Here is a 20,781-nt window from a genome sequence, read left to right as displayed (position 1 = left end):
TCCTAGACTGGATTGACGCCCGCGATGCCGTTGACGGCGGCGTCCTTGCCCGGGCGGAATTCGCTGAAAAGCTGGCGGCCGATGATGTGCTTCATCACCTCGATCGAACCACCGGCGATCTTGACGATGCGCGCATCCGCGTAGGCGCGCGCGATCGGATACTCCCACATGTAGCCCCAACCTCCGAAGAGCTGCAGGCATTCGTCGACAACCTTGCAGTGCATGTTGCTGAGCCACATCTTGGCCATCGCCGCGTCGACGGCGGTGAGTTCGCCCTTCATGAAGGTCTCGATGCATTTGTCGGTGAACTGCCGGCCGACGACAGCCTCTGTCTTCAATTCGGCCATCTTGAACTGCGTGTTCTGGAAATCGCCGATCGTCTTGCCGAAGGCCTTGCGGTTGCCGGTGTAGTCGATCGTCCAGTCGATCACCGTCTCGGCGACCGTCGCGGAGCGGATGGCCTGCGCGAGCCGCTCCTGCGCGAGTTTGGTCATCATCAGCTCGAAGCCACGCCCCTCTTCGCCGAGCATCGCGGTGGCCGGCACGCGCACTTCGTCGAAGAAGAGCTCCGATGTGTCCTGCGCCTTCATGCCGAGCTTGTGCAGGTTCTTGCCGCGACGGAAGCCCGGCAGGCTGGTGTCGACGAGAAACAGTGTCACGCCCTTGGCGCCGGCGGTCGAATCGGTCTTGGTCGCGAGCACGATCACGTCGCACAGTTGCCCGTTCGAGATGAAGACCTTCTGGCCGGAGATGACGAAATCGTCGCCGTCGCGCACGGCCTTGGTCCGGATCGCCTTGAGGTCCGATCCCGCATGGGGCTCGGTCATGCCGAGCGAGCCGATGGCCTCGCCGGTCACCATCAGCGGGAGCCATTTCTTCTTCTGCGCTTCGGAGCCGAAACTTGCGATGTAGGTGGCGACCAGATCGCAATGGATCATGAACCCGGGCCCCGAGAAGCCCGAGCGCGCCATCTCCTCGAACACCACCACGTCGAACAGGTAGTCGGCGCCGACGCCGCCGTACTGCTCCGGCACGGTGCAGCAGAGCATGCCGGCCGCGCCGGCCTTCAGCCACAGCTCCCGCGGCACGACGCCAGACTCCTCCCATTGCGCGTGGTAGGGCGCGATCTCGTTGTCGATGAATCGACGCACCATGCTGCGGAATGACTCGTGGTCTTCGTTGAAGAGATTTCGTTTGAACACCTTGGCTCCCTTGCGGTCAGTAGGACTTGGGAAGGTCGAGCACCTTCTCGGCGATGAACGACATGATCAGTTGCTCGGTCACGGGCGCGATTCGCGTCACCGTCACTTCGCGCAGCAGGCGTTCGACGTGGTATTCCTTCGCGTAGCCGAAGCCGCCGTGCGTCAGCACGGCCTGCATGCACGAATCGAAACCGGCGCGCGCGCCGAGGAACTTGGCGGTGTTGGCCTCCGCGCCGCAGGGCTGGTGCTGGTCATAGAGCCAGGCGCCCTTCATCACCATGGCCCATGCGGCCTCCAGCGCCATCCAGCGCTCGGCCAGCGGATGCTGGATGCCCTGGTTCTGGCCAATGGGGCGGTCGAAGACGACGCGCTCCCGGGCGTATTTGGCGGCCCGGCGCAGCGCGTCCTGACCGATCGCCACGGCTTCGGCCGCCACCAGCAGACGCTCGGGGTTGAGGCTGTGCAGGATGTACGAGAAGCCCTTGCCTTCCTCGCCGACGCGGTCTTCCTCGGGGATGAACAGGCCATCGATGAAGATGGAGTTCGAGTCGACCGCCTTGCGGCCCATCTTCGGGATGCGATGCACGTCGATTTTGCTGCGGTCCAGGTCGGTGTAGAAGATCGTGATGCCGTCGGTCGGCTTCTTGCAGTCTTCCAGCTTGGTCGTGCGCGTCAGCAGCATGATCTTGTTGGCGACCTGCGCGGTCGAGGTCCAGACCTTCTGGCCGTGCACCAGGTAGCCGCCGGGAACCTTCTGCGCGAAGGTCTTGATCGCCGTCGTGTTGAGACCGGCATCGGGCTCGGTGAAGCCGAAGCAGCACTGGTCCTTGCCTTCGACCAGGCGCGGCAGCCAGCGCTGGCGTTGCTCGGGCGTGCCGAAGACCACGATCGGATGCGGCCCGAAGAGGTTGATGTGCACCGTCGATGCGGACGCCATGCCGCCGCCATGGCTCGCGACCTCGTGCATCATGATCACGGCTTCGGTCACGCCGAGGCCGGCGCCGCCGTATTCCGGAGGCATCGTGATGCCGAGCCAGCCTGCATCGGCCATCGCGCGGTGGAAGGCACGCGGAAACTCGCCGTCGTCGTCGCGTGCGAGCCAATATTCGTCGTCGAAGGATCGAACGACTGCGCTCACGCCGTCGCGAATCGCACGATGGTCTTCACTGATTGAGAAATCCATAAGGTCTCCGATGGGTCCTGGTGTTGGCGGCCGTCTAGGCGGCCATCCGCAAGGTCTCGAGCGCCTGCGTCAGGTGGGGCTTGTCGAGCATCACGCCGTCCAGGCTCAGGGTGCCGGCATCCGGCGCGGCGGCGAAGGCATCGACGATGCGACGGGCATGCGCGATCTCCGCCTCTGAGGGCGTATAGGCTTCGTTGATGATGGCGACCTGGTCCGGATGAATCGCGATGCGGCCGCGGAAGCCGCGACGACGCGATGCGCGACAGGCGGCCGCGAGGCCTTCCGGGTCGCGAAAGTCGGCGTGCAACGTGTCGATCGGAGGCACGCCGGCAGACGCGGCCGCACAGAGGCACAGCGAATTGGCCCAGACGTAGAGTGGCGAGAAGGTGCCGTCCTCGTCGCGGTTCGACACGGCGCCAATCGCCGTCGAGATGTCCTCGGCGCCCCAGGTGATGCCCGCGAGGCGCTCGATGGGGCCGGCCGCGAAGCCCTGCATGGTCAGCATGGCTTGCGGTGTCTCGGTGGCGACCGGCACGATCCGCACGGTGCCCGGCGTGATGCCGGCGCGTGCCTCCAGGGCATCGAGACAGTGCGCGAGGCGCATGATGTCGGCCACGCTGCGCGTCTTCGGCAGCATGATGCCGGCCAGTCCGGGCACGACGATCGCGGCGAGGTCGCCCATCGCCAGGGCGGTGTCGAGCGGATTGATGCGCACGAAGAGGCTGGCGCCGATGATCGATGCCTGGGCGGCGATGAATTCGGCTGCGGTGGCGCGCGCGCCGACCTTGCGCGAATCCGCCACCGAGTCTTCCAGGTCGAGGATCAGCACGTCGGCCGGATTGCCGACCGACTTTGCCAGCTTGCGTTCGCTGTCGGCCGGCACGAAGAGCATCGAACGGAGCTTGAGCGGCTTCATTGGGGCTTCCGCAACATCAGAGCCTGGCGCGTGCAGACGCACACCTCTTCGCCGCGCTGGTTCAGGCCTTGGTGCAGAAAGGTCACGATGCCGGCATTCGGACGCGACTTGCTCTCGCGCACTTCCTTGACGGTGGTGCGCGAACGGATCGTGTCGCCTGCGAACACCGGGCCCGGAAAACGCGTGTCGGTCATGCCGAGATTGGCCACCGTCGTGCCGAGCGTCGTCTCCTGTACTGACAGTCCGATCACCAGCCCGAGCGTGAAGATGCTGTTGACCAGCGGCCGGCCGAACTCCGTGCCCTTGCAGTACTCTGCGTCGATGTGGATCGCCGCGGGATTGCAGGTGGCGTTGCTGAACCACATGTTGTCGGCCTCGGTCACCGTGCGACGGATCTCGTGGTCGAAGGTCTGACCGACTTCGAATTCCTCAAACCAGCGGCCTGCCATCGGGATTACCTCATGAATAGAAAGTTGCTACAGCGTATGGATGTGCATGGTACGCATGTGTACTATAGCAACTCTCGCAGCTTTGCAACTCGGGTGGAACCTTGATGGAGACAATTCGATGAACCCACGCACCAATCGCCAGGTCCGCCTGAAAAGCCGCCCTGTCGGCATCCCGCAGAGGGAACATTTCGAGATCGTCGAGACACCGTTGGCGTCTCCTGGGCCGGGCCAGGTGCTGGTACGCAACATCTGGCTGTCGGTCGAGCCGGCGATGCGCGGCTGGGTCAGTGCCGCGGCCAACTATTCGGAGCCCGTGGCCATCGGCGCCGTCATGCGCAGCTTCGCCGCCGGGCGGATCGTCGAATCGAACGATCCGGCATGGCCTGTCGGCACCGCGGTGACGGGGCTCTTCGGTTGGCAGGACTACGCGGTGGTCGATGGTGCCGCCATCCAGCGACGCATCGTCGAAGACGATCTGCCGATGTCGACCGCGCTGGGCGTGATGGGGATCAATGGCGTCACCGCCCACTACGGGTTGCTCGAACTGGGCCAGCCGCGCGCCGGCGAGACGGTGGTCGTTTCGACCGCCGCGGGTGCTGTCGGGTCGTGCGTGGGGCAGATCGCGCGGTTCAAGGGATGCCGTGCCGTCGGCATCGCGGGCGGCGCCGCAAAGCGGGCGCTTTGCCTGGAGCGCTTCGGCTATGACGCGGCGGTCGACTACAAGGCAGCCGATTTCGGGCAGCGACTGGCCGAGGCCTGCGCCAGTGGCGTCGACGTCTACTACGACAACACGGCGGGCCCGATCAGCGACGCCGTGATGGCGCACCTCAACGTCGGTGCGCGCATCGTGATCTGCGGTACCGCGTCAGTCGCAAGTTGGGACCCGCCGCCACAGGGCCCTCGCGTGGAACGCCATCTGCTCACCAAGCGTGCGCGCATGCAGGGCTTTGTGATCTTCGACCACCCTGAATACGGCGACGGTGCGCGCGCCGATCTTGCCGCGTGGCTACGCAGCGGCAGCCTGCGCTATATCGAAGAGGTGCTGGACGGCATCGAGCACGCGCCGGACGCGATCGCCGGGCTCTACCGCGGCGACAACCTCGGCAAGCGGCTGATCCGCCTGTTTGACGACGCCGAAGCGCACTGAGCGCAGACTACCCGCGCTGCGGCATTCCGGGCAGCCGCAATGCCTGGTCATCGGCGGATTCAGGCAGCAGCGGGCCGCGCCGGAACACGCCGCTCGCGCGCATCACCACCTGTCCGTCCGATTCGATCAGGCCTTGCGAGAAGATCAGGTTTCGCGTCACCTGCAGGATTTCAGCCTGCCCCTGGACCCAACTCCCCAGCGGCGCGACGGCAAGGAAGTCGACCTGCAGGCTGATCGTCGGGAGGAACTGGCGCGGGATGTCGGTCTGGTACTGCGCCGCGGTCGAGATGAGGACGTCGGCGAAGGTGCATAGCATGCCGCCGTGGCAGTTCTGCCCGGGATTGACGTGTCCGGGACCGACGCGGAAGCCCAGTTGCAGGCGTTCACCGTACCAGCGCGCGAACAGCGGTCCGTTGACGGTCGCGAAAGTGCCGCCCAGTTCCACGGCTTCGAAGCCGGGCGGAGGTGGCGCAGGGTGCGGAGCCTGTGTCATGGTCGTCATGCGGCCTTGCGGATCGCGCGCCAGGCTTCCTGCAGGCTCGCGCGGTGCTCGGGCGCCGCGATGCCGATCAAGGCCTCGGCCCGCGCATCGAGCGACAAGTCCCGGAGTTCCGCGATGCCATGCTCGGTGACCACGGCGTCCGCAAGATAGCGCGGCAAGGTGCACAGGCCCTGGTCGCCCAGGACGGGCACGATGCGCGAGACGCTGCCTTTGCGCGCGGTCGCGCCCAGGCAGATCAGGAGCCGGCCGCCCGGCGATGCCAATGCGCCCTGCGCGAAGGCCGGCAACCCGCCCGCGCCCGCCTGGATCATTCCGCCCACGCGTTCGCCATTGACCTGGCCGAACAGGTCGACCTCGGCCGCGGCGTTGATGGCGACGAAGCGCGGGATCGCCGCGACGATGGCCGGGTCGTGCGTCCTCGTCACGTCGACCACGCGCAACGAAGCGAGGCGCCCGACGAAGTCATGAAAGGACGCATCGCCCAGCACCACACCGGTGGTGATCGGCGCGTCGCGGTCCATGGCACCGGCTTCCCACAGCGTCTGCAGGGCGCTCGACACCAGCCCCCCATGAAAGCGCAGCCCGCGATGCGCGCTCAGGGCACCGGCCAGCGCCAGCGGGACGGAGCCGATGCCGAACTGGAGGGTGTCGCCGTCCCGCACCAACGCGGCGACATGCCGGCCGATCCGCGCTTCCAACTCGCCGGAGGGCGAATCGATGAAGTCGTTGAGCGGCGCATCGGCTTCGACGGCCGCATCCAGTTCCGAGACATGGACGCGGAACGAGCCCTGCGTGCGCGGCATGCGCGGATTGAGGTGCGCAACGCGCTTCCTGGCGCGCGCCCAGACCAGCGGGATGAAATCGCTCGCGAGGCCAGGACTGCACCATCCCTCGGCATCGGGCGGTGTGAGATGGGCAATGGCCAGGTCCATCGGCGCGGCGTTGCGAAGGTGCCGCGCGATACCGAGGTAGTCGAGCGACAGCAGTTCGGCGCGCCCTTCGAGCAGGCCGGCGCGCACCGGGCGTGTCATGAAGAAGGCCGTCTGTCGCGCCTCAGGATGCATCGCCAGGTAGTCGGCACGATCGATGCCCGGAAACTGGACGCCGGTGAAGACCACGCCACGGGCACGTTCCGGATCGACGCGCAGTTCGTCGATCAGCAGCGACGACTCGGTGCTCAACGTTGGCACGAACACCCGCATGCCGGGGCGCAACGCGTCGATCAGCCGGCTCATCGTGTCGGTCCCATCGTCACCCGCGCCTTGCCGGATACCAGTTCGACGCCTTCAGTCGTGCGTGCGTCGAGGTCATAGAGTCCGAGTTCCCCCTCGGTGCCCGCCAGCGTCGCGCTCAGCACCACCGTATCGCCGAGCCGGGCGGCGCCGGTGAACCGCGTGTGGAGGTGCCGCACGCTGCCCGCGCCGAAGGTCTTCGTGAAGAGGCGCGCCGTGTACGCCATGGTCAACATGCCGTGCACCAGGGGGCGATCGAATCCGGCGGCGCGTGCCGCCTCGACGTCGAGGTGAAGCGGGTTGTGATCGCCCGAGGCGGCGGCGAACAGCGCGAGGTCGACTGCCGTGACGGGTCCGCAGCGCAGTTCGAGCTTCTCGGGAAGGGCGCTCATGTCGCCTCCAGCGCGTTGCGTACCAGGATCGTCTGTCGGCTGCTTGCCACGGGCTGCCCCGCGCGGCGGTAGTCCGTGTCGACGACGATGAAGGTGAAGGCTCCGTGTTTCTTGTCGAAGATGTCAGCCACCTTGCGGCTGACTTCGATGCGGTCGCCGACGTAGACCGGCACAAGATGATCGAAGCTCTGTTCCGCATGCAGCACGCCGCGCAGCGGCACCTGGAGCAGCGCCATCAGCTGCGCGCTGCTGAAGTGCTCCCCCTCGACCGCCTTCAGGAAGGTCGGTGGCACCGGGCACGTCGGATGGCCCGCGGCGCGTGCGGCTTCCGGATCCCGGTAGACCGGGTCGTCCTCGCCGATCGCCTGGCAGAAGAGCTTCACGCGCCAGCCGTCGATGTCCGCCGTGGTGGCCTCGGTTTCGAAGCCGATGCGTGTCCGGTCGATCATGCGAAGGTGCGGTGCAGGGCGGGCTGGAGCCGATTCCAGGCGTCTCGCGTTCCCGCGTCGAAGCCGGGCACGACCTTGGCGCGCTCGGCCCAGAGCCAGCTCAGCGGGCCGCCGCTCCAGGCCGGTGTCACGCCCGCCAGGCAGGCCGCGACATCGAGGAAGGCCACGTCACCCGCGCCCGGCGTTGCCGCGCATTGGACGGCCGTGCGGGCCTGCTCTTCGAACGATGCACCGCGCAGCCGCTGCAGCACGCTGGCCGGACCCGGGGTCCGCCATGGCAACGCGCCGAGACGCGGTGCCAGGGCGGCGATGGCGGTCGCCGCCGCATCGTCCGCGCTGATGATCTCGATCACGCGTCCATACGGCCCGACGGGCGCAAGCAGCGCCAGCGCTGAAGCGGACGAAGCGGTTGTGTCAAGGGTTGCGAGCGCCACACGATGGCGGCCGCCTTGCAGGTCGACGATATCGAGGGCCCCTTCCGGCAGCGACGCGTTGGCCGACTGCGCCACCTTCGCTCTGGCCAGCGCATCGGCCCATGCCTTGTGGGCGGTGCCCAATGCGCCCACTTCGATGCGCTCGACGCCCGTGCCCTTCGGCGGCGCCAGTTCGCGCTCCGCGCGCAGGCGTTCGAGAAACAGGGTGCGCACCATATGGCCGGCGACTGGATTGAACATGAGGCGAAGGAACTGCGTCATCTCCACGTCGGTCGCTTCGGCGAGCGGGAGCCTCGCGCCTTTGAGCACACTGTCGACGATGGCGCTGTATGCGAGGTAGCGGTCGAAATCGTCAGGGCTGACGCCCTGCTTGAGGGCGATAGCGCGCGCCCCTTCGGCGGTGTAGTCCGGCACATCGGTCTGCGCGAGGTGGGCGAACTTCGCCGTCACGTCAAACGGCTTGTCATGCAGCGCGCGTGCGACCGCGCGGGCCTCGTCCACGAGTTGCGACGCCGGCAGCGCGCGGGCAAAGATGCCGAGTCGCACCGCATCGGCCGGAGCGATCGAGCGGCCGCTCAGCAGCAGGTCGAGCGCTGCGTCGAAGCCCGCCAGGCGCGGCAGCCGCTGTGTGCCGCCGGCACCCGGCAACAGGCCCCATCGCACTTCGGGCACGCCGATCTGCGCGCGCGGCTCGTCGGTCACCAGCCGTACGCGGCACGCGAGGGCCAGTTCGAGCCCGCCGCCCAGTGCGATACCGTTCACTGCGGCCACCCACGGCTTGGCCGATTCTTCGAGCCGGACGAACTGCCGGCCTAGCCGGCCGCACATGGCGAACAGTTCCTCGTGCGTACCGGTCTTCGCGCGGTCGGTGTAACCGCGCACCATCACGAGATCGGCGCCTGCCAGGAAGGTCGGCTTGCCCGAGGTCAGCACCACGCTGCGCACCGCTGAGTCGCTATCGACCCGGTCCATCAGCGCATCGAGCGCATCCATCAGGTCCGCCGAGAACACGTTCATCGTGCGGCCCGGCATGTCGATGGTGGCGACGAGCACGCCATCCGATTCGAGGAGAGTGTGAATGAGCGTTTCCATACGTCGCGATCCATTCAAGGGATACCGCGGAACCGGCTTTGCCGGGCCGCCGGTGTCGCCCCCTGCAAGGGGGTGGAGAGTGACACGAAGTGCACGAGCCTGGGGGTCAGGCGTACTTCTTGAAGTCGGCCTTGCGACGCTCGTTGAAGGCGCGCACCCCTTCTTTCGATTCTTCGGTCTGGTAGTAGTGCTTGACCGTCTGGATACCGAGGAAGCCGATGCCGCGGATGTTCTCGCTGTCGGCGTTGAACGAACGCTTCGCGATCGCGAGTGCAGTCGGGCTCATCTCGTTGATTTCCTTGCACCACTGCGCCACTTCGGCGTCGAGCTGGTCGTGGGGCACGACCTTGTTGACGAGGCCCATCTTCTCGGCCTCCGCGGCGCTGTACTTGCGGCAGAGGAACCAGATCTCGCGGGCCTTCTTCTCGCCGACGATGCGCGCGAGGTAGGCGGTGCCCCAGCCCGGATCGACCGAGCCGACCTTCGGGCCGACCTGGCCGAAGGTGGCCTTCTCGCTCGCGATGGTCAGGTCGCACAGCGTGGCGAAAACGTTTCCACCGCCGATCGCGAAGCCCTGCACCTTGGCGATGGAAACCTTGCGCAGGTCGCGCAGAGCGGTCTGCATTTCCTCGATCGGCATGCCGACGGTGCCGCGCGGACCATAGAGCCCGTCCTCGCTCAAGTGCACCTTCTGGTCCCCGCCAGTGCAGAAGGCCTTGTCGCCGGCGCCCGAGAGCACCATCACGTTGGCACTCTTTTCCTCGTCGGCGCGGCGCAGGCCGTCGATCAGTTCTTCGAGCGTCTGGTTGCGGAATGCGTTGTAGACGTCGGGCCGATTGATCGTGATGCTCACGACGCCGTCGCGCACTTCGTAGAGGATGTCCTTGTAGTCCTTGCTCATCTTTCTGCTCCTGTTATCCATGCATGCTGAGGCCGCCCGAGACGCTGATCGTCTGGCCGGTGATGAAGGCGGCATCGTCGCTGGCCAGGAAGGCCACGATACCGGGGTAGTCGTCGGGCACGCCGATGCGGCCGAGCGGCACCCCGCGCACCATCGCGTCGCGGATCTTCTGGCCCTGCTCGCCGGTGCCGACGAAGGCGTCCATGGCCGGGGTGTCGGTCGGGCCGGGGCACACTGTATTGACGGTGACATTGCTGCGAGCGACCTCGCGCGCCAAGGCCTTCGCGAATGCGATCGTCGCGCCCTTGCAGCCGGAGTAGACGACCTCGCCGGTCGAGCCGACACGGCCGGCGTCCGAAGCGATGTTGACCACGCGGCCGCTCTTGCGCTCGGCCATGCCCTTGGCGACCGCGTGCGTCATGTGCAGCGGGCCGAACCAGTTGATTGCGGTGACTTTCTTCCAGAAGGCCTCCTCGGTCTTCAGGAAGGGCATGGGCGTGTCCCAGCCAGCGTTGTTGACGAGGATGTCGGTGCCCGCGCCGGCCTGGCTCTCGAAGCTCGCCACGGCCGAGGTCACGGCTGCGTAGTCCGTGATGTCGCAGGTCACCGCGATCGCCTTGCCGTCCGTGGCCTCGATCGCCTTGACGGTCTCGGCGGCGCCGGCCGGATTGATGTCGAACACGCCGACAATCGCGCCTTCGGCGCCGAGTCGCAGCGCGATGGCGCGGCCGATGCCGCTGCCTGCGCCGGTCACGATGGCCTTCTTGCCTTTCAGTCCTCGCATGGGAAGTCTCCAGTTGAAAAAGGGGAATGGGAATTCGATTCGGCCGTGCGCTCAGGCGCCCGCGCGGCCGATGATGGCGACAGCACTCACGTTCTGGTGGGGATGACCACCGAGGTTCTGCGTGAGGCCGCGGTCGACGTTCTTGAGTTGGCGCTCGCCCGCTCGGCCATGGATCTGCTGGTAGACCTCGTAGACCATGCGCAAGCCGGACGCGCCGATCGGATGGCCGAAGCACTTCAGCCCGCCATCGGGCACGACGGGCAAGGCGCCGTCAAGATCGAACACGCCGTCGAGCACGTCGTGGATCACGCGGCCAGATGCGCTGAAACCGAGGTCCTCCATCAGCACCGCCTCGGTGATCGAAAAGCAGTCGTGCACCTCGGCCATCTGGATCTGGCGGCGCGGCTCGCTGATGCCGGCCGCACGGTACGCGCGCTCGGCGGCCGTCTTTGCCGTGGCGATGTTCGCGCCGTCCCAGTTGTTGAAGCTGGCCTCCTCGCCGTTGCTGACCGAGATCTCGAGCGCTTTGACGGTCACGATCTCGGCGTTCGCCTTGAGGGCGCGCGCGATCTCGGGCGTCGTGAGGATGGCGCAGGCCGAGCCGTCGCTGACCCCGCTGCAGTCGTACAGCCCGAGCGGGGCGGCGATGGTCATCGCCTTGAGTACGTCCTCCTCGGTGATCTTGTTGCGCAGGTGCGCTTTGGGATTCAGCGCCGCATTGGCGTGGCTCTTGACCGAGATGTGGGCCATGGCGCGCCGGAGATCCGCCATCGCGACGCCGTGCTTGGCCGCGTAGGCCGAGGCCAGTTGCGCGAAGGCGCCGGGCGCGGTCGAGTTCGGCAGCCAGAGGTCGTTGGCGACGCCGCGCGTGCGCGCCGGCAGGCCGCCGTAGCCAGTGTCCTTGAGCTTCTCGACACCGAGCGCGAGCACGATGTCGTAGGCGCCCGCGGCCACCGCGTAAGCCGCGCCGCGCAGCGCCTCGGTGCCGGTGGCGCAGGCGTTCTCGACGCGCGTCGCGGCGATGCGCGGCAGCCGCAACGCCTGCGCGAGCGGACCGGCGGTCTTGCCGACGTTGTTCTCCTCGAGGCAGACGCCGAACCATGCGGCCTCGATCTGGCCCGCGTCGATGCCGGCGTCGGCGACGGCTTCGTTGAAGGCTTCGAGCATGAGGTCTTCGGGACCGCAATCCCAGCGCTCTCCGAAGCGCGTGCAGCCCATGCCGATGATGGCGACCTTGTCGCGGATTCCGCTGGCCATTTACTTGCTCTCCGGGGTGGATGGGGCGCCGCTCGCGCCGGCGCGCGTGGGCGTCGCCTTCCAGAAATAGCGCCGGAAGCCGCGGTTGTGATCGAACTCCTTCACGCGGTAGACCATGCGCAGCGGCACGCCGACGGCGAGTTCGCCGACATCGGTGTCAGTGAACTCCATCAGCACACGGCCACCACCCTCGAAGTCGATGTGGCCGAACTGGAACGGTGGGTCGGGCGTGTAGCCCAGGAAGTCGGTGGTGTGCGACATCACGCGGGCCGGCACATCGGCCAGGCTGGTGGGCTGTTGGGTGTCCTGAGCGCGGCAGGCCGGATTGACGCACACCCGCGAGCGCGGGAACTGCACGGTGCCGCAGCGCTTGCAGCGCCCGCCCTCGAAGCGCTCGGTGCGTGCATGATCGCGCCACGCGGCGGTCAGTGCGGTCTTGTTGTCCATCTCGGCGCGCATGCCCCAGGCAAGTTCGATCTGGCCGGTGAACGACAGGTACTTGAGGTAGCTGGTCTCGGACTTGCCCGCGTCGGGGGCGCTGCCCGGGCAGGGCGCGGCCGTGCGCTTGAGGAGCAGAACGTCGCAGCCGCTGCCGAAAGCCGCGACGAGGATCAGCGCACCCGGCTCCGCAGCGCGCACCGCGATGTCGAGCATGGCCAGCGGTTGCGCGCAGCCGAGATCGCCGACCGCATCAGAAGCCGTGGCGACGAGCGCCGACGGCGCGATGCCAACACGCTTGGCGACCGCTTCGTTGATGCGCGGCAGCGGCACCGGCAGCGCGAAGTGGCTCACGTCCGAGGCGCTCACGCCGGCGTCGTCCAGGCACTGCCGGATGGTGTCGGCGGCGAGCTTCATGTAGCCCTCGTCGCGAATCCAGCGCTCCTCCCAGCCGTAGTCATGTGCCTCGCCCGATTGGCGGAAATGGTCGACCAGATCGGCATGCAGGCTGCGCGCCGCGACGAAAGTGGCGATCGCAGCCCCGGTTCCAATGCACGCCGCCGCGGCGCCATCTCCGAAGATCAGTTCCTGCGCGCTGGCAGGTTTCGCAGTTCGGCGTTCGGCCGCGACAATGATGCGCGTTGCATCCGGCGCCGGATGGCGCAGGGTGGCGGCCAGTTCGGTCAGTGCCGCGCGCGCACTCGATGCGACATCGCGCACGACGGCTTCGGCGCCGAGTCCCACCGCAGCGGCGACGATCCCGGCATTGAGGCGGTCCGCGAAGGGAAGGGTGGTGGAGGCCAGGGTCAGTTCCGTCGCGTCGGACGCGGGCATCGACGCGAGCAGCGTGCGACCGGCTTCGACCGCCATCGTCACGACGTCCTCGTCCCAGTTGGCCATGGCGCGCTGCCCCTTCGCGAGCGACTTGAGCCCCGGCGCCATCCAGCGGTGCTGCGCGGCCACCTCGCTGCGTTCCAGGCGCAAGCGGGGCACATAGCGGGTGGTGGCCAGCAGGCCGAATGCGGTGTCGGAATCACTCATGGATGATGGCGTCTGGCGAACGCCTGCTGTACATGATCATGTGGTGCATGGTACGCTAGCGCACGATATTTCCGCAAGCCGGAAGTTCGAGGATGAACAGGGGTTTACCCTCGACGGCTGCACCCCAAGGAGACTTGAATTGAGCAAACTACTGGAAGGCAAAGTGGCGCTGGTCACGGGCGGCGGCCGGGGCCTCGGACGCGGCATCGCGCTGGCCATGGCGGCCGCGGGGGCCAAGGTGGTCGTCAACGACCTGGGCGCATCGCTCGACGGCCAGCCGGACCAGGAGCAACCCGCGAACGAGGTCGTCTCGGCCATCAAGGCCGTGGGCGGCGACGCCATCGCCGACGGTGGCTCGGTCGCGGACTGGGGCGCGGCTAACCGGATGGTCGAGGCCGCCCTCAACGCCTTTGGCCGCATCGACATCGTCGTCAACAACGCCGGCATTCTGCGCGACGTCATGTTCCATCGAATGAGCGAGCCTGAGTTCGACCAGGTGCTGGCCGTGCACCTGAAGGGCAGCTTCAATGTCAGCCGGGCCGCAGCGCCGCACTTCAAGCAGCAGGGCAGCGGCGTCTATGTGCACATGACGTCCACCTCCGGGCTGATCGGCAATTTCGGCCAGGCCAACTACAGCGCGGCCAAGCTCGGGATCGCGGGGCTGTCGAAGTCGATCGCACTGGACATGCAGAAGTTCGGCGTCCGCTCGAACGCCGTGGCACCCTTCGCCTGGACGCGCATGATCGACTCGATCCCGAGTGAAACGCCGGAGCAGAAGAAGCGGGCGGAAGGCCTCAAGAAACTGGTGCCCGAGAAGATCGCACCCTTCGTCGTGGGTCTCTGCGCCGATGGGGCCAGCGATGTCAGCGGGCAGATCTTCGGCGTGCGCAACAACGAGATCTACCTCTTCAGCCAGCCGCGGCCGATTCGCAGTGCACACTGCGGCGAAGGCTGGACGCCCGAAGGCGTGCTCGACACCGCGCTGCCGATGCTGCGCGCCAGCTTCTTCCCGCTCGATCGATCGGGCGATGTGTTCACCTGGGACCCCGTCTAGACCCCGAAAACCAAGGAGACTCGAATGTCCAGCCAACGCAAAGTCATCATCACCTGCGCCGTGACCGGCGCGATCCACACGCCCTCGATGTCGCAGTACTTGCCGATCACGGCCAAGGAGATCGCGGACGCCGCGGTCGGCGCCGTCGAGGCGGGCGCGGCCATCATCCACCTGCATGCGCGCGACCCCGTCACAGGCAAGCCGGACCAGCGGCCCGAGGCCTTCGTTCCTTTCCTGAAGGACATCAAGGCCCGCTCGGATGCGGTCATCAATCTGACGACCGGCGGCTCGCCCTACATGACCGTGCAGGAGCGCATGCAACCGGCCAAGGTGCTCAAGCCCGAGGTTGCGTCGATGAACATGGGCACGATGAATTTCGGCCTGTTCCCGATGCTGCAGCGCTTCAAGGAATTCAAGTTCGACTGGGAGCGCCCCTACCTCGAGGGCAGCAAGGACTTGATCTTCCGCAACACCTACGGCGACCTGGAGACGGTGCTCACCGAGCTGTCGGTCAACGACACCCGCTACGAGTTCGAGTGCTACGACACCTCGCACCTGTACAACCTCGCGCACTTCGTCGATCGCGGCCTGGTCAAGGCGCCGTTCTTCGTCCAGACGGTGTTCGGCATCCTCGGCGGGATCGGTAGCCACCCCGACGATGTCATGCACATGAAGCGCACGGCCGACCGGCTTTTCGGCAGCGACTACCGCTGGTCGGTGCTGGGGGCGGGGCGCAGCCAGATGCCGATCGCGGCGATGTCGGCCTCGATGGGTGGCAACGTCCGGGTCGGACTGGAAGACAGCCTGTGGATCGGCGCGGGCAAGCTGGCCGAATCGAACGCGCAACAGGTGCGCAAGGCGCGCGAGATCATCGAAGGCCTGGGGCTGGCAGTCGCGACGCCGGCCGAGGCGCGCGAGATCCTGCAGCTCAAGGGCAAGGACGCCGTTGCCTTCTAGCGCGCCGGTGCGGTCCTGCGGGCGCCTGTCGCATGCCGGACTGCACGCGCTTAAAGTCAGTTGCTAGAATGTACGCATCATTACAGTAATAGACTCGCCGCCCGCGGCGAGCGGCGCACCATGGCAACAGATCCGCATTCGACCGACTGGGAGCTCCGGCTCGGCTTCCTGATCCATGACGTCTCGCGCTTGCGACGCAGCGCCTTCGATCGGTGCCTGAAGCCGCTGAACGTGACCCGGTCGCAATGGTGGGTGCTGGCCTACCTGTCGCGCGAGGACGGCATGACGCAGTCGCAGCTGGCCGAAGAGCTCGACCTGGGCAAGGTGGCCGTCGGCGGGCTGATCGACCGCCTGGAAAAATCCGGACTCGTGCGGCGCGATGCCGATGCCACCGACCGGCGCGTGAACCGGGTCTTCCTCGAGCCCAAGAGCAAGCAGCTGATCACCAGGATGCGCAAGGTCAGCCACCAGCTCAACGAGCAGATCCTGGACGGACTGGCCGACACCAAGCTCGAGGCCGCGGCGACCACCCTGGACGCCATGAAGCGCAACCTGCTGACCTATCTCCAGGCCACCGAGACGGCCTGATCTGTTTCCGCGCCCGTCCGCGGGTCGTCCATGTGCTCGCTTTCCCGGGGTTGTCCGGGCTTGCGATGGATTGTGAATCCACGTATCGTACAGTAGTGAACTAAATAGCCCGGGCGCAGCCATGACGTCCGTGTGCCTTCGGCGAACTACTCTGGAGATACTGGCATGACGGTCAAAGGATTCGATCCCGCCGCCCACGGGCGAGCCATGCGCGAGGCGGGGTTCTGGCTGGACAGGACGATCGACGACTACCTTGTCGCCGCGATCCGCCGCTCACCCGACAAGCCCGCCCTGGTGGCCTACCGCGCGGACCGGGCCGACCCGGTGCGCATCTCCTACCGCGAACTCGGCGACAAGGTGGCGGTGGCCGCCGCCGCGCTGCGCGGTCTCGGTGTCGGCCACGGCGACGTCGTGGCCGTGCAAGTGCCCAACTGGTGGGAATTCGTCGTCGCTACCCTGGCCTGCGGCCGCATCGGCGCGGTCGTGAATCCGCTGATGCCGATCTTCCGGGAGCGCGAACTTGAATTCATGCTCGGCTTCGCGGAGGCCAAGGTCTTCGTAGTGCCGGCGATGTTCCGCGGCTTCGACCATGCGGCGATGGCCGACAGCCTGAAGGCCAAATTGCCCAAGCTGCAGCACGTCGTCGTCGTCGACGGGGAAGGCGCCAATGGCTTCGACCGTCTGTTGCTGCAGGGCAGCAAGCGGGTCGAGGCGGCCGAGGTCGCGGCCGATCGCGCGCTCGTTCCCGAGGAACTCGCGGTGATGATGTTCACCTCCGGCACCACCGGATCGCCCAAGGGCGTGATGCACTCGTGCAATACGCTGCTGGCCTGCAACAAGGCGCTGTCGGAGCGCTTTGGCCTGACCTCGGACGACGTACTGCTTGCCTGCTCGCCAGTCGGTCACATGACGGGCTATGCCGCCGTGATGGTCCTGGGTATCTACCTCGGCTCGACGGTCGTGCTCCAGGACATCTGGGAAGCCCGGCGCGGTGTCACCCTGATGGCCGAGGAAGGCGTCACGTACACGGCAGCCTCCACGCCCTTTCTCGCGGACATCTGCGGCGCCGTGGCCGATGGCGCGCCGCGGCCTGCTCGCCTGCGCTCGTTCCTGTGCGGCGGCGCACCCATCCCGCCGGTGCTGATCGAGCGCGCAGCCAGCGAACTGGACCTGAAGGTCTGCTCGCTGTGGGGAATGACCGAGTCGCTCTCGAGCACGCTGACCGAGCCTTCCCGCGCAGCCGACAAGTCATCGAAGACCGACGGCCGTGCGCTCGACGGTGTCGGCATCCGGATCGTCGACTTCGACGGCAAGCCCATGCCGGTCGGCGAGACCGGCCGACTGCTCGTGCGCGGCGCGCAGATGTCGCTCGGCTACTACAAGCGGCCCGACATCGCCACCTACGACGCGGAAGGCTGGTTCGACACGGGCGACCTGGCCTACATGGACGACGAGGGCTATATCCGCATCAACGGCCGGACCAAGGACGTGCTGATCCGCGGCGGGGAGAACGTCCCCGTGGTGGAGATCGAGGCGCTGCTCTACAAGCACCCGGCCGTCGCGATGGCGGCCATCGTCGGCTACCCGGACGAGCGTCTCGGAGAGCGCGCCTGCGCCTTCCTCGAACTGCGCCCCGGCGCGACCCTCGACCTCGCCGGCGTGCAGGCCTACATGGCCGAGTCCAAGGTCGCGAAGCAGTACTGGCCCGAGCGCGTCGAAGTGCTTGCCGCGGTGCCACGCACGCCTAGCGGAAAGATCCAGAAGTTCGTCCTGAAGGAACGCGCGAAGGCCTTCGCCGCCGTCACGCAATAGTCATTCGCGGCCCTGCGCGTACGTGCGCACGGGTAAGCACTGATATTGCATACGGTACAGTAGTGTATTATTTTTTCGTGTCCGGCCCGCGTGCCGGACGTTTCATGGGCGCCGCGAGGTCGGTGCTCCTTCAAGACCTCGGAACGGGCGCATGGACATCGCGGCTTCCACGATACAGCGGACATCCTCCCTGCAGACCGGTCGCGCGATGGCCGCTGCGCATTCGGCCGCCACTGCCGGCGCTTCGCTCGCGGTCGAGAGTGTCGATCTGCGCTTCGGCGGCATCCATGCTTTGCGCGGCGTCTCCTTCGCGGCAGCTCCGGGCCAGATCACGGCGGTGATCGGCCCCAACGGTGCCGGCAAGACGAGCGTGTTCAACACCATCTCGGGCTTCTACCGCCCATCGGCAGGCCGCGTGGTGCTCGACGGGCAGGACATCACGGTCGTGCCGGTGCATCAGCGTGCCGCGCGCGGACTCGCGCGCACGTTCCAGAACATCGCGCTCTTCCACGGACTCAGCGTCCTCGAGAACATCAAGCTCGGCGGGCACCACTTCATGCGCGCCGGCCTGCTGCAGAGCATGGCGCAGACCCGGTCGGCACGCAACGAGGAACTCGCGCTGCGCGACGAGGTCGAGCGGCGCGTGATCGACTTCCTGCAGATCGACCACCTGCGCCATCGCCCCGTCGAGGCCCTGTCGTACGGCCTGCAGAAGCGCGTGGAACTCGCGCGCGCCCTCGCGATGCGGCCGCGCGTGCTGATGCTCGACGAGCCGGTCGCCGGCATGAACCGCGAAGAGACCGAGGACATGGCGCGCTTCATCCTCGACGTGCAGGAAGAGTGGGGCGTGACGGTGTTGCTGGTGGAGCACGACATGGGCATGGTGATGGACATCTCCAGCCACGTCGTGGTGCTGAACTTCGGCGAGGTCATCGCCCGCGGAACGCCCGCGGAGGTGCGCAGTCACCCGGGCGTCATCCAGGCCTACCTGGGCGCCGACGAGGAGGCCGCGTGATGAACATGTCGGACTGGTACGAGTTCATCGAATACAGCACCATCGGCCTGCTGTCCGGCGGCGTGCTGGCGCTGGTCGCGCTGAGCTTCGTGCTGGTCTACAAGGGTACGGGCGTCGTCAATTTCGCGGTGGGCGAGGTGATGATGCTCGGCGCCTACCTCTACTACGCGGCGCACGTGACCTTCGGCCTGGCGCCGCTGCCGGCCTTCGGTGTCGCGCTCGGCGCGATCGCGGTGCTGGCGGTGCTGGTCGAGCGACTGGTGCTGCGACCGCTGTCGGGGCAGTCGCCCGTCTCGGTGTTGATGGCCACCATCGGCATGGCCAGCATCGTGCACGGCAGCGTCGAGGCCATCTGGGGCGGCGACACCTTCACGGTGCCGCCCTTGCTGCCTCGCATGCCCCTCAATTTCGGCGAGGTGCTGATCCCGGGCACCGCCATCGGCAACTTCGTGGTGGCGGGCGTGCTGATCGGCGCATTCATTGCCTTCTTCCGCTATTCGAAGACAGGCATCGCCCTGCGCGCGACCGCCAGCGACCCGGTAACTGCAGCGACCATGGGCATCGACATCCACCATGCGCAGCGCCTGACCTGGATTCTCTCGAGCCTGGTCGGCACGGTCGCCGGCGTGCTGATCGCGACCTCGGCCAATCTGTCCCCGCTGCTGGCCTCGACGGCGCTCGCCGCCTTCGCGGTCATCATCCTGGGCGGCCTGGACAGCATCGTCGGCGCCATCGTCGCGAGCCTGATCGTCGGCTGGCTCGATGCGGTGGCGGCCGGCTATCTTGGCGGCAAGGCGCGCGACCTGGTCCCGTACGTGGTGGTGCTCGCGATCCTCGTGATGCGTCCGCACGGCATCTTCGGCACGCGAACCATCGAGAGGCTCTGAACATGCGCACGGGTGTCTTCCACGAAACGCACCGCTCCGAAGAGCAGCTATGGGACTCGCCGGCTTCGCGCCGCTCGATGGCGCTCTTCGTCGTCGTGCTGATGGGGCTGCCGTTCTATGGCAGCGACTACGTGCTCGCGATGGCCTGCATCGTCGGCATCCACATCGTCGCGACGCTGGGCCTCAACATCACGACCGGCAGCACCGGCCAGATCTCCCTCGCGCATGCGGCCTTCCTCGGGGTGGGTTGCTACACGGTCGCCTGGCTCGGCAAGCACGGCATCCCGTTCTACGTTGCGTTGCCGATCGCGGGGCTTCTGGCCGCGATGATCGGCGTGGTGGTCGGGCTGCCGAGCCTGCGCGTGAAGGGCATCTACCTCGCGATCGCCACACTGGCCGCGCACTTCATCCTGACCTTCGTGTTCCGCGAATGGGACGCGGTGACGGGCGGCGTGCCCGGCACCTCGATTCCGCGCGCCAGCCTGTTCGGTTTCGAACTGATCGGCGACCGCCGCAATTTCTACCTCATCTACGGATGCGTGCTGCTGGCGGCACTGGCCACGCGCAATCTCCAGCGCAGCTACATCGGCCGGGCCTTCATCGCCGTGCGCGACCGCGACATCTCGGCCGAGATCCTCGGGGTGAGCCTGCTGCGCACCAAGCTGCTCGCCTTCGCGCTGGGCGCCTTCTACGCCGGCGTCGCGGGTGGACTGCTCGGCTACTTCTACGGGAACATCACGCCGGAGTACTTCACGGTCACGCTGTCGATCTACTACCTCGCCGCGATCATCGTCGGCGGCGCCACGGTGCTCGGCAGCATCCTCGGCGCCGTCTTCATGACCTTCGTGCCCGAGGTCCTGCGGCTGGTCGCGCACGCGGGCGCCGAGTGGCTGCCCGGCATCGCCGGCCTTCTGCTGCCCATGGGGCAGGTGGTGTTCGGCCTGCTGATCATCGTCTTCCTGATCTTCGAGCCGCACGGGCTGTCGGCCATGTGGGCACGCGTACGACGCATCTTTCACCTGTGGCCCTTCATCACCTGAACCGACAAC

Annotated in this window: 21 protein-coding genes; 8 read left to right on the top strand and 13 right to left on the bottom strand. The window is 67.0% G+C overall.

Annotated elements, in window-relative coordinates:
* Window positions 1–2: 2 nt before the first annotated feature.
* The 4 genes from AC1D3B_RS11585 to AC1D3B_RS11570 are packed head-to-tail and all read right to left on the bottom strand — an operon-like array spanning window position 3 to window position 3,750.
* Window positions 3–1,202: an acyl-CoA dehydrogenase family protein gene (locus tag AC1D3B_RS11585; RefSeq protein WP_478190811.1), complete on the bottom strand. Its 1,200-nt coding sequence runs from the start codon at window positions 1,200–1,202 to the stop codon at window positions 3–5.
* A 16-nt stretch (window positions 1,203–1,218) separates the two neighbouring features.
* Window positions 1,219–2,385, bottom strand: a complete 1,167-nt coding sequence (locus tag AC1D3B_RS11580) for an acyl-CoA dehydrogenase family protein (RefSeq protein ID WP_478190810.1) — start codon at window positions 2,383–2,385, stop codon at window positions 1,219–1,221.
* Window positions 2,386–2,419: 34 nt separating this feature from the next.
* The gene (locus AC1D3B_RS11575; protein ID WP_478190809.1) at window positions 2,420–3,301 is read right to left on the bottom strand and encodes an HpcH/HpaI aldolase/citrate lyase family protein; all 882 of its coding nucleotides are present in this window, start codon (window positions 3,299–3,301) and stop codon (window positions 2,420–2,422) included.
* Window positions 3,298–3,750, bottom strand: coding sequence for a MaoC family dehydratase (locus AC1D3B_RS11570; RefSeq protein WP_478159749.1), 453 nt, complete (start codon window positions 3,748–3,750; stop codon window positions 3,298–3,300). The genes AC1D3B_RS11575 and AC1D3B_RS11570 overlap by 4 nt, the downstream gene beginning before the upstream one ends.
* Window positions 3,751–3,868: 118 nt before the next feature.
* Between AC1D3B_RS11570 and AC1D3B_RS11565 the strand changes: the two genes are divergently transcribed.
* Complete coding sequence (locus tag AC1D3B_RS11565) at window positions 3,869–4,897, top strand: NADP-dependent oxidoreductase (RefSeq protein WP_478190808.1); 1,029 nt, start codon at window positions 3,869–3,871, stop codon at window positions 4,895–4,897.
* A 7-nt stretch (window positions 4,898–4,904) separates the two neighbouring features.
* Here the strand turns inward: AC1D3B_RS11565 and AC1D3B_RS11560 are convergent, their stop codons facing one another.
* From AC1D3B_RS11560 to AC1D3B_RS11520, 9 genes are all read right to left on the bottom strand, one after another.
* Window positions 4,905–5,399: a PaaI family thioesterase gene (locus tag AC1D3B_RS11560; protein WP_478190807.1), complete on the bottom strand. Its 495-nt coding sequence runs from the start codon at window positions 5,397–5,399 to the stop codon at window positions 4,905–4,907.
* Complete coding sequence (locus AC1D3B_RS11555; RefSeq protein ID WP_478190806.1) at window positions 5,396–6,634, bottom strand: acetyl-CoA hydrolase/transferase family protein; 1,239 nt, start codon at window positions 6,632–6,634, stop codon at window positions 5,396–5,398. The genes AC1D3B_RS11560 and AC1D3B_RS11555 overlap by 4 nt, the downstream gene beginning before the upstream one ends.
* The gene (locus AC1D3B_RS11550) at window positions 6,631–7,023 is read right to left on the bottom strand and encodes a MaoC family dehydratase (RefSeq protein WP_478190805.1); all 393 of its coding nucleotides are present in this window, start codon (window positions 7,021–7,023) and stop codon (window positions 6,631–6,633) included. Before AC1D3B_RS11550 ends, AC1D3B_RS11555 begins: the two co-directional genes overlap by 4 nt.
* A complete protein-coding gene (locus AC1D3B_RS11545; RefSeq protein ID WP_478190804.1) occupies window positions 7,020–7,472 on the bottom strand; it encodes a MaoC family dehydratase N-terminal domain-containing protein in 453 nt (150 codons plus the stop codon). The genes AC1D3B_RS11550 and AC1D3B_RS11545 overlap by 4 nt, the downstream gene beginning before the upstream one ends.
* Window positions 7,469–8,998 (bottom strand): enoyl-CoA hydratase-related protein, encoded by a 1,530-nt coding sequence (locus AC1D3B_RS11540; RefSeq protein ID WP_478190803.1) that lies wholly within the window; start codon window positions 8,996–8,998, stop codon window positions 7,469–7,471. Before AC1D3B_RS11540 ends, AC1D3B_RS11545 begins: the two co-directional genes overlap by 4 nt.
* Window positions 8,999–9,104: 106 nt before the next feature.
* On the bottom strand, window positions 9,105–9,899 hold the full coding sequence (locus AC1D3B_RS11535; RefSeq protein WP_478190802.1) for an enoyl-CoA hydratase-related protein: 795 nt from the start codon (window positions 9,897–9,899) through the stop codon (window positions 9,105–9,107).
* Between the two features lie 13 nt (window positions 9,900–9,912).
* A complete protein-coding gene (locus AC1D3B_RS11530; protein ID WP_478190801.1) occupies window positions 9,913–10,683 on the bottom strand; it encodes a glucose 1-dehydrogenase in 771 nt (256 codons plus the stop codon).
* 51 nt (window positions 10,684–10,734) lie between these two features.
* On the bottom strand, window positions 10,735–11,940 hold the full coding sequence (locus AC1D3B_RS11525; RefSeq protein WP_478190800.1) for an acetyl-CoA acetyltransferase: 1,206 nt from the start codon (window positions 11,938–11,940) through the stop codon (window positions 10,735–10,737).
* Window positions 11,941–13,419, bottom strand: coding sequence for a 3-oxoacyl-[acyl-carrier-protein] synthase III C-terminal domain-containing protein (locus AC1D3B_RS11520; RefSeq protein ID WP_478190799.1), 1,479 nt, complete (start codon window positions 13,417–13,419; stop codon window positions 11,941–11,943).
* A gap of 139 nt (window positions 13,420–13,558) precedes the next feature.
* On the opposite strand from AC1D3B_RS11520, the gene AC1D3B_RS11515 reads away from it, so the two are divergent.
* The 7 genes from AC1D3B_RS11515 (at window position 13,559) to AC1D3B_RS11485 (ending at window position 20,772) form a co-directional block, all read left to right on the top strand.
* Complete coding sequence (locus AC1D3B_RS11515) at window positions 13,559–14,473, top strand: SDR family NAD(P)-dependent oxidoreductase (protein ID WP_478190798.1); 915 nt, start codon at window positions 13,559–13,561, stop codon at window positions 14,471–14,473.
* A 24-nt stretch (window positions 14,474–14,497) separates the two neighbouring features.
* Window positions 14,498–15,430 carry a 3,5-dioxohexanoate:acetyl-CoA acetone transferase gene (gene kce / locus AC1D3B_RS11510; RefSeq protein WP_478190797.1) on the top strand — a complete coding sequence of 311 codons (933 nt, stop codon included), beginning with the start codon at window positions 14,498–14,500 and terminating at the stop codon, window positions 15,428–15,430.
* Window positions 15,431–15,550: 120 nt separating this feature from the next.
* Window positions 15,551–16,018 (top strand): MarR family winged helix-turn-helix transcriptional regulator, encoded by a 468-nt coding sequence (locus AC1D3B_RS11505; RefSeq protein ID WP_478190796.1) that lies wholly within the window; start codon window positions 15,551–15,553, stop codon window positions 16,016–16,018.
* Window positions 16,019–16,183: 165 nt separating this feature from the next.
* Window positions 16,184–17,830 (top strand): AMP-binding protein, encoded by a 1,647-nt coding sequence (locus AC1D3B_RS11500; RefSeq protein ID WP_478190795.1) that lies wholly within the window; start codon window positions 16,184–16,186, stop codon window positions 17,828–17,830.
* 208 nt (window positions 17,831–18,038) lie between these two features.
* Window positions 18,039–18,845, top strand: a complete 807-nt coding sequence (locus AC1D3B_RS11495; RefSeq protein ID WP_478190959.1) for an ABC transporter ATP-binding protein — start codon at window positions 18,039–18,041, stop codon at window positions 18,843–18,845.
* Entirely contained in the window at window positions 18,845–19,732 is an 888-nt protein-coding gene (locus AC1D3B_RS11490) for a branched-chain amino acid ABC transporter permease (protein ID WP_478190794.1), read from the top strand. The genes AC1D3B_RS11495 and AC1D3B_RS11490 overlap by 1 nt, the downstream gene beginning before the upstream one ends.
* A 2-nt stretch (window positions 19,733–19,734) precedes the next feature.
* Window positions 19,735–20,772, top strand: coding sequence for a branched-chain amino acid ABC transporter permease (locus tag AC1D3B_RS11485; RefSeq protein WP_478190793.1), 1,038 nt, complete (start codon window positions 19,735–19,737; stop codon window positions 20,770–20,772).
* Window positions 20,773–20,781 lie beyond the last annotated feature (9 nt).

It is taken from the genome of Variovorax sp. P5_A3, from assembly GCF_056400665.1.
The sequence above is the reverse complement of the archived record's forward strand: the minus strand, read 5'-3'. Positions and strand labels throughout refer to the sequence as shown.

Bases quoted from the DNA above. Each gene is read 5' to 3' on its own strand.
- AC1D3B_RS11580 (WP_478190810.1), bottom strand. From the start codon at position 2,385: ATGGATTTCTCAATCAGTGAAGACCATCGTGCGATTCGCGACGGCGTG.
- AC1D3B_RS11525 (WP_478190800.1), bottom strand. From the start codon at position 11,940: ATGGCCAGCGGAATCCGCGACAAGGTCGCCATCATCGGCATGGGCTGC.
- AC1D3B_RS11545 (WP_478190804.1), bottom strand. From the start codon at position 7,472: ATGATCGACCGGACACGCATCGGCTTCGAAACCGAGGCCACCACGGCG.
- AC1D3B_RS11490 (WP_478190794.1), top strand. From the start codon at position 18,845: ATGAACATGTCGGACTGGTACGAGTTCATCGAATACAGCACCATCGGC.
- AC1D3B_RS11555 (WP_478190806.1), bottom strand. From the start codon at position 6,634: ATGAGCCGGCTGATCGACGCGTTGCGCCCCGGCATGCGGGTGTTCGTG.
- AC1D3B_RS11540 (WP_478190803.1), bottom strand. From the start codon at position 8,998: ATGGAAACGCTCATTCACACTCTCCTCGAATCGGATGGCGTGCTCGTC.
- AC1D3B_RS11495 (WP_478190959.1), top strand. From the start codon at position 18,039: ATGGCCGCTGCGCATTCGGCCGCCACTGCCGGCGCTTCGCTCGCGGTC.
- AC1D3B_RS11485 (WP_478190793.1), top strand. From the start codon at position 19,735: ATGCGCACGGGTGTCTTCCACGAAACGCACCGCTCCGAAGAGCAGCTA.
- AC1D3B_RS11520 (WP_478190799.1), bottom strand. From the start codon at position 13,419: ATGAGTGATTCCGACACCGCATTCGGCCTGCTGGCCACCACCCGCTAT.
- AC1D3B_RS11505 (WP_478190796.1), top strand. From the start codon at position 15,551: ATGGCAACAGATCCGCATTCGACCGACTGGGAGCTCCGGCTCGGCTTC.
- AC1D3B_RS11535 (WP_478190802.1), bottom strand. From the start codon at position 9,899: ATGAGCAAGGACTACAAGGACATCCTCTACGAAGTGCGCGACGGCGTC.
- AC1D3B_RS11530 (WP_478190801.1), bottom strand. From the start codon at position 10,683: ATGCGAGGACTGAAAGGCAAGAAGGCCATCGTGACCGGCGCAGGCAGC.
- kce (WP_478190797.1), top strand. From the start codon at position 14,498: ATGTCCAGCCAACGCAAAGTCATCATCACCTGCGCCGTGACCGGCGCG.
- AC1D3B_RS11550 (WP_478190805.1), bottom strand. From the start codon at position 7,023: ATGAGCGCCCTTCCCGAGAAGCTCGAACTGCGCTGCGGACCCGTCACG.
- AC1D3B_RS11500 (WP_478190795.1), top strand. From the start codon at position 16,184: ATGACGGTCAAAGGATTCGATCCCGCCGCCCACGGGCGAGCCATGCGC.
- AC1D3B_RS11560 (WP_478190807.1), bottom strand. From the start codon at position 5,399: ATGACGACCATGACACAGGCTCCGCACCCTGCGCCACCTCCGCCCGGC.
- AC1D3B_RS11575 (WP_478190809.1), bottom strand. From the start codon at position 3,301: ATGAAGCCGCTCAAGCTCCGTTCGATGCTCTTCGTGCCGGCCGACAGC.
- AC1D3B_RS11570 (WP_478159749.1), bottom strand. From the start codon at position 3,750: ATGGCAGGCCGCTGGTTTGAGGAATTCGAAGTCGGTCAGACCTTCGAC.
- AC1D3B_RS11565 (WP_478190808.1), top strand. From the start codon at position 3,869: ATGAACCCACGCACCAATCGCCAGGTCCGCCTGAAAAGCCGCCCTGTC.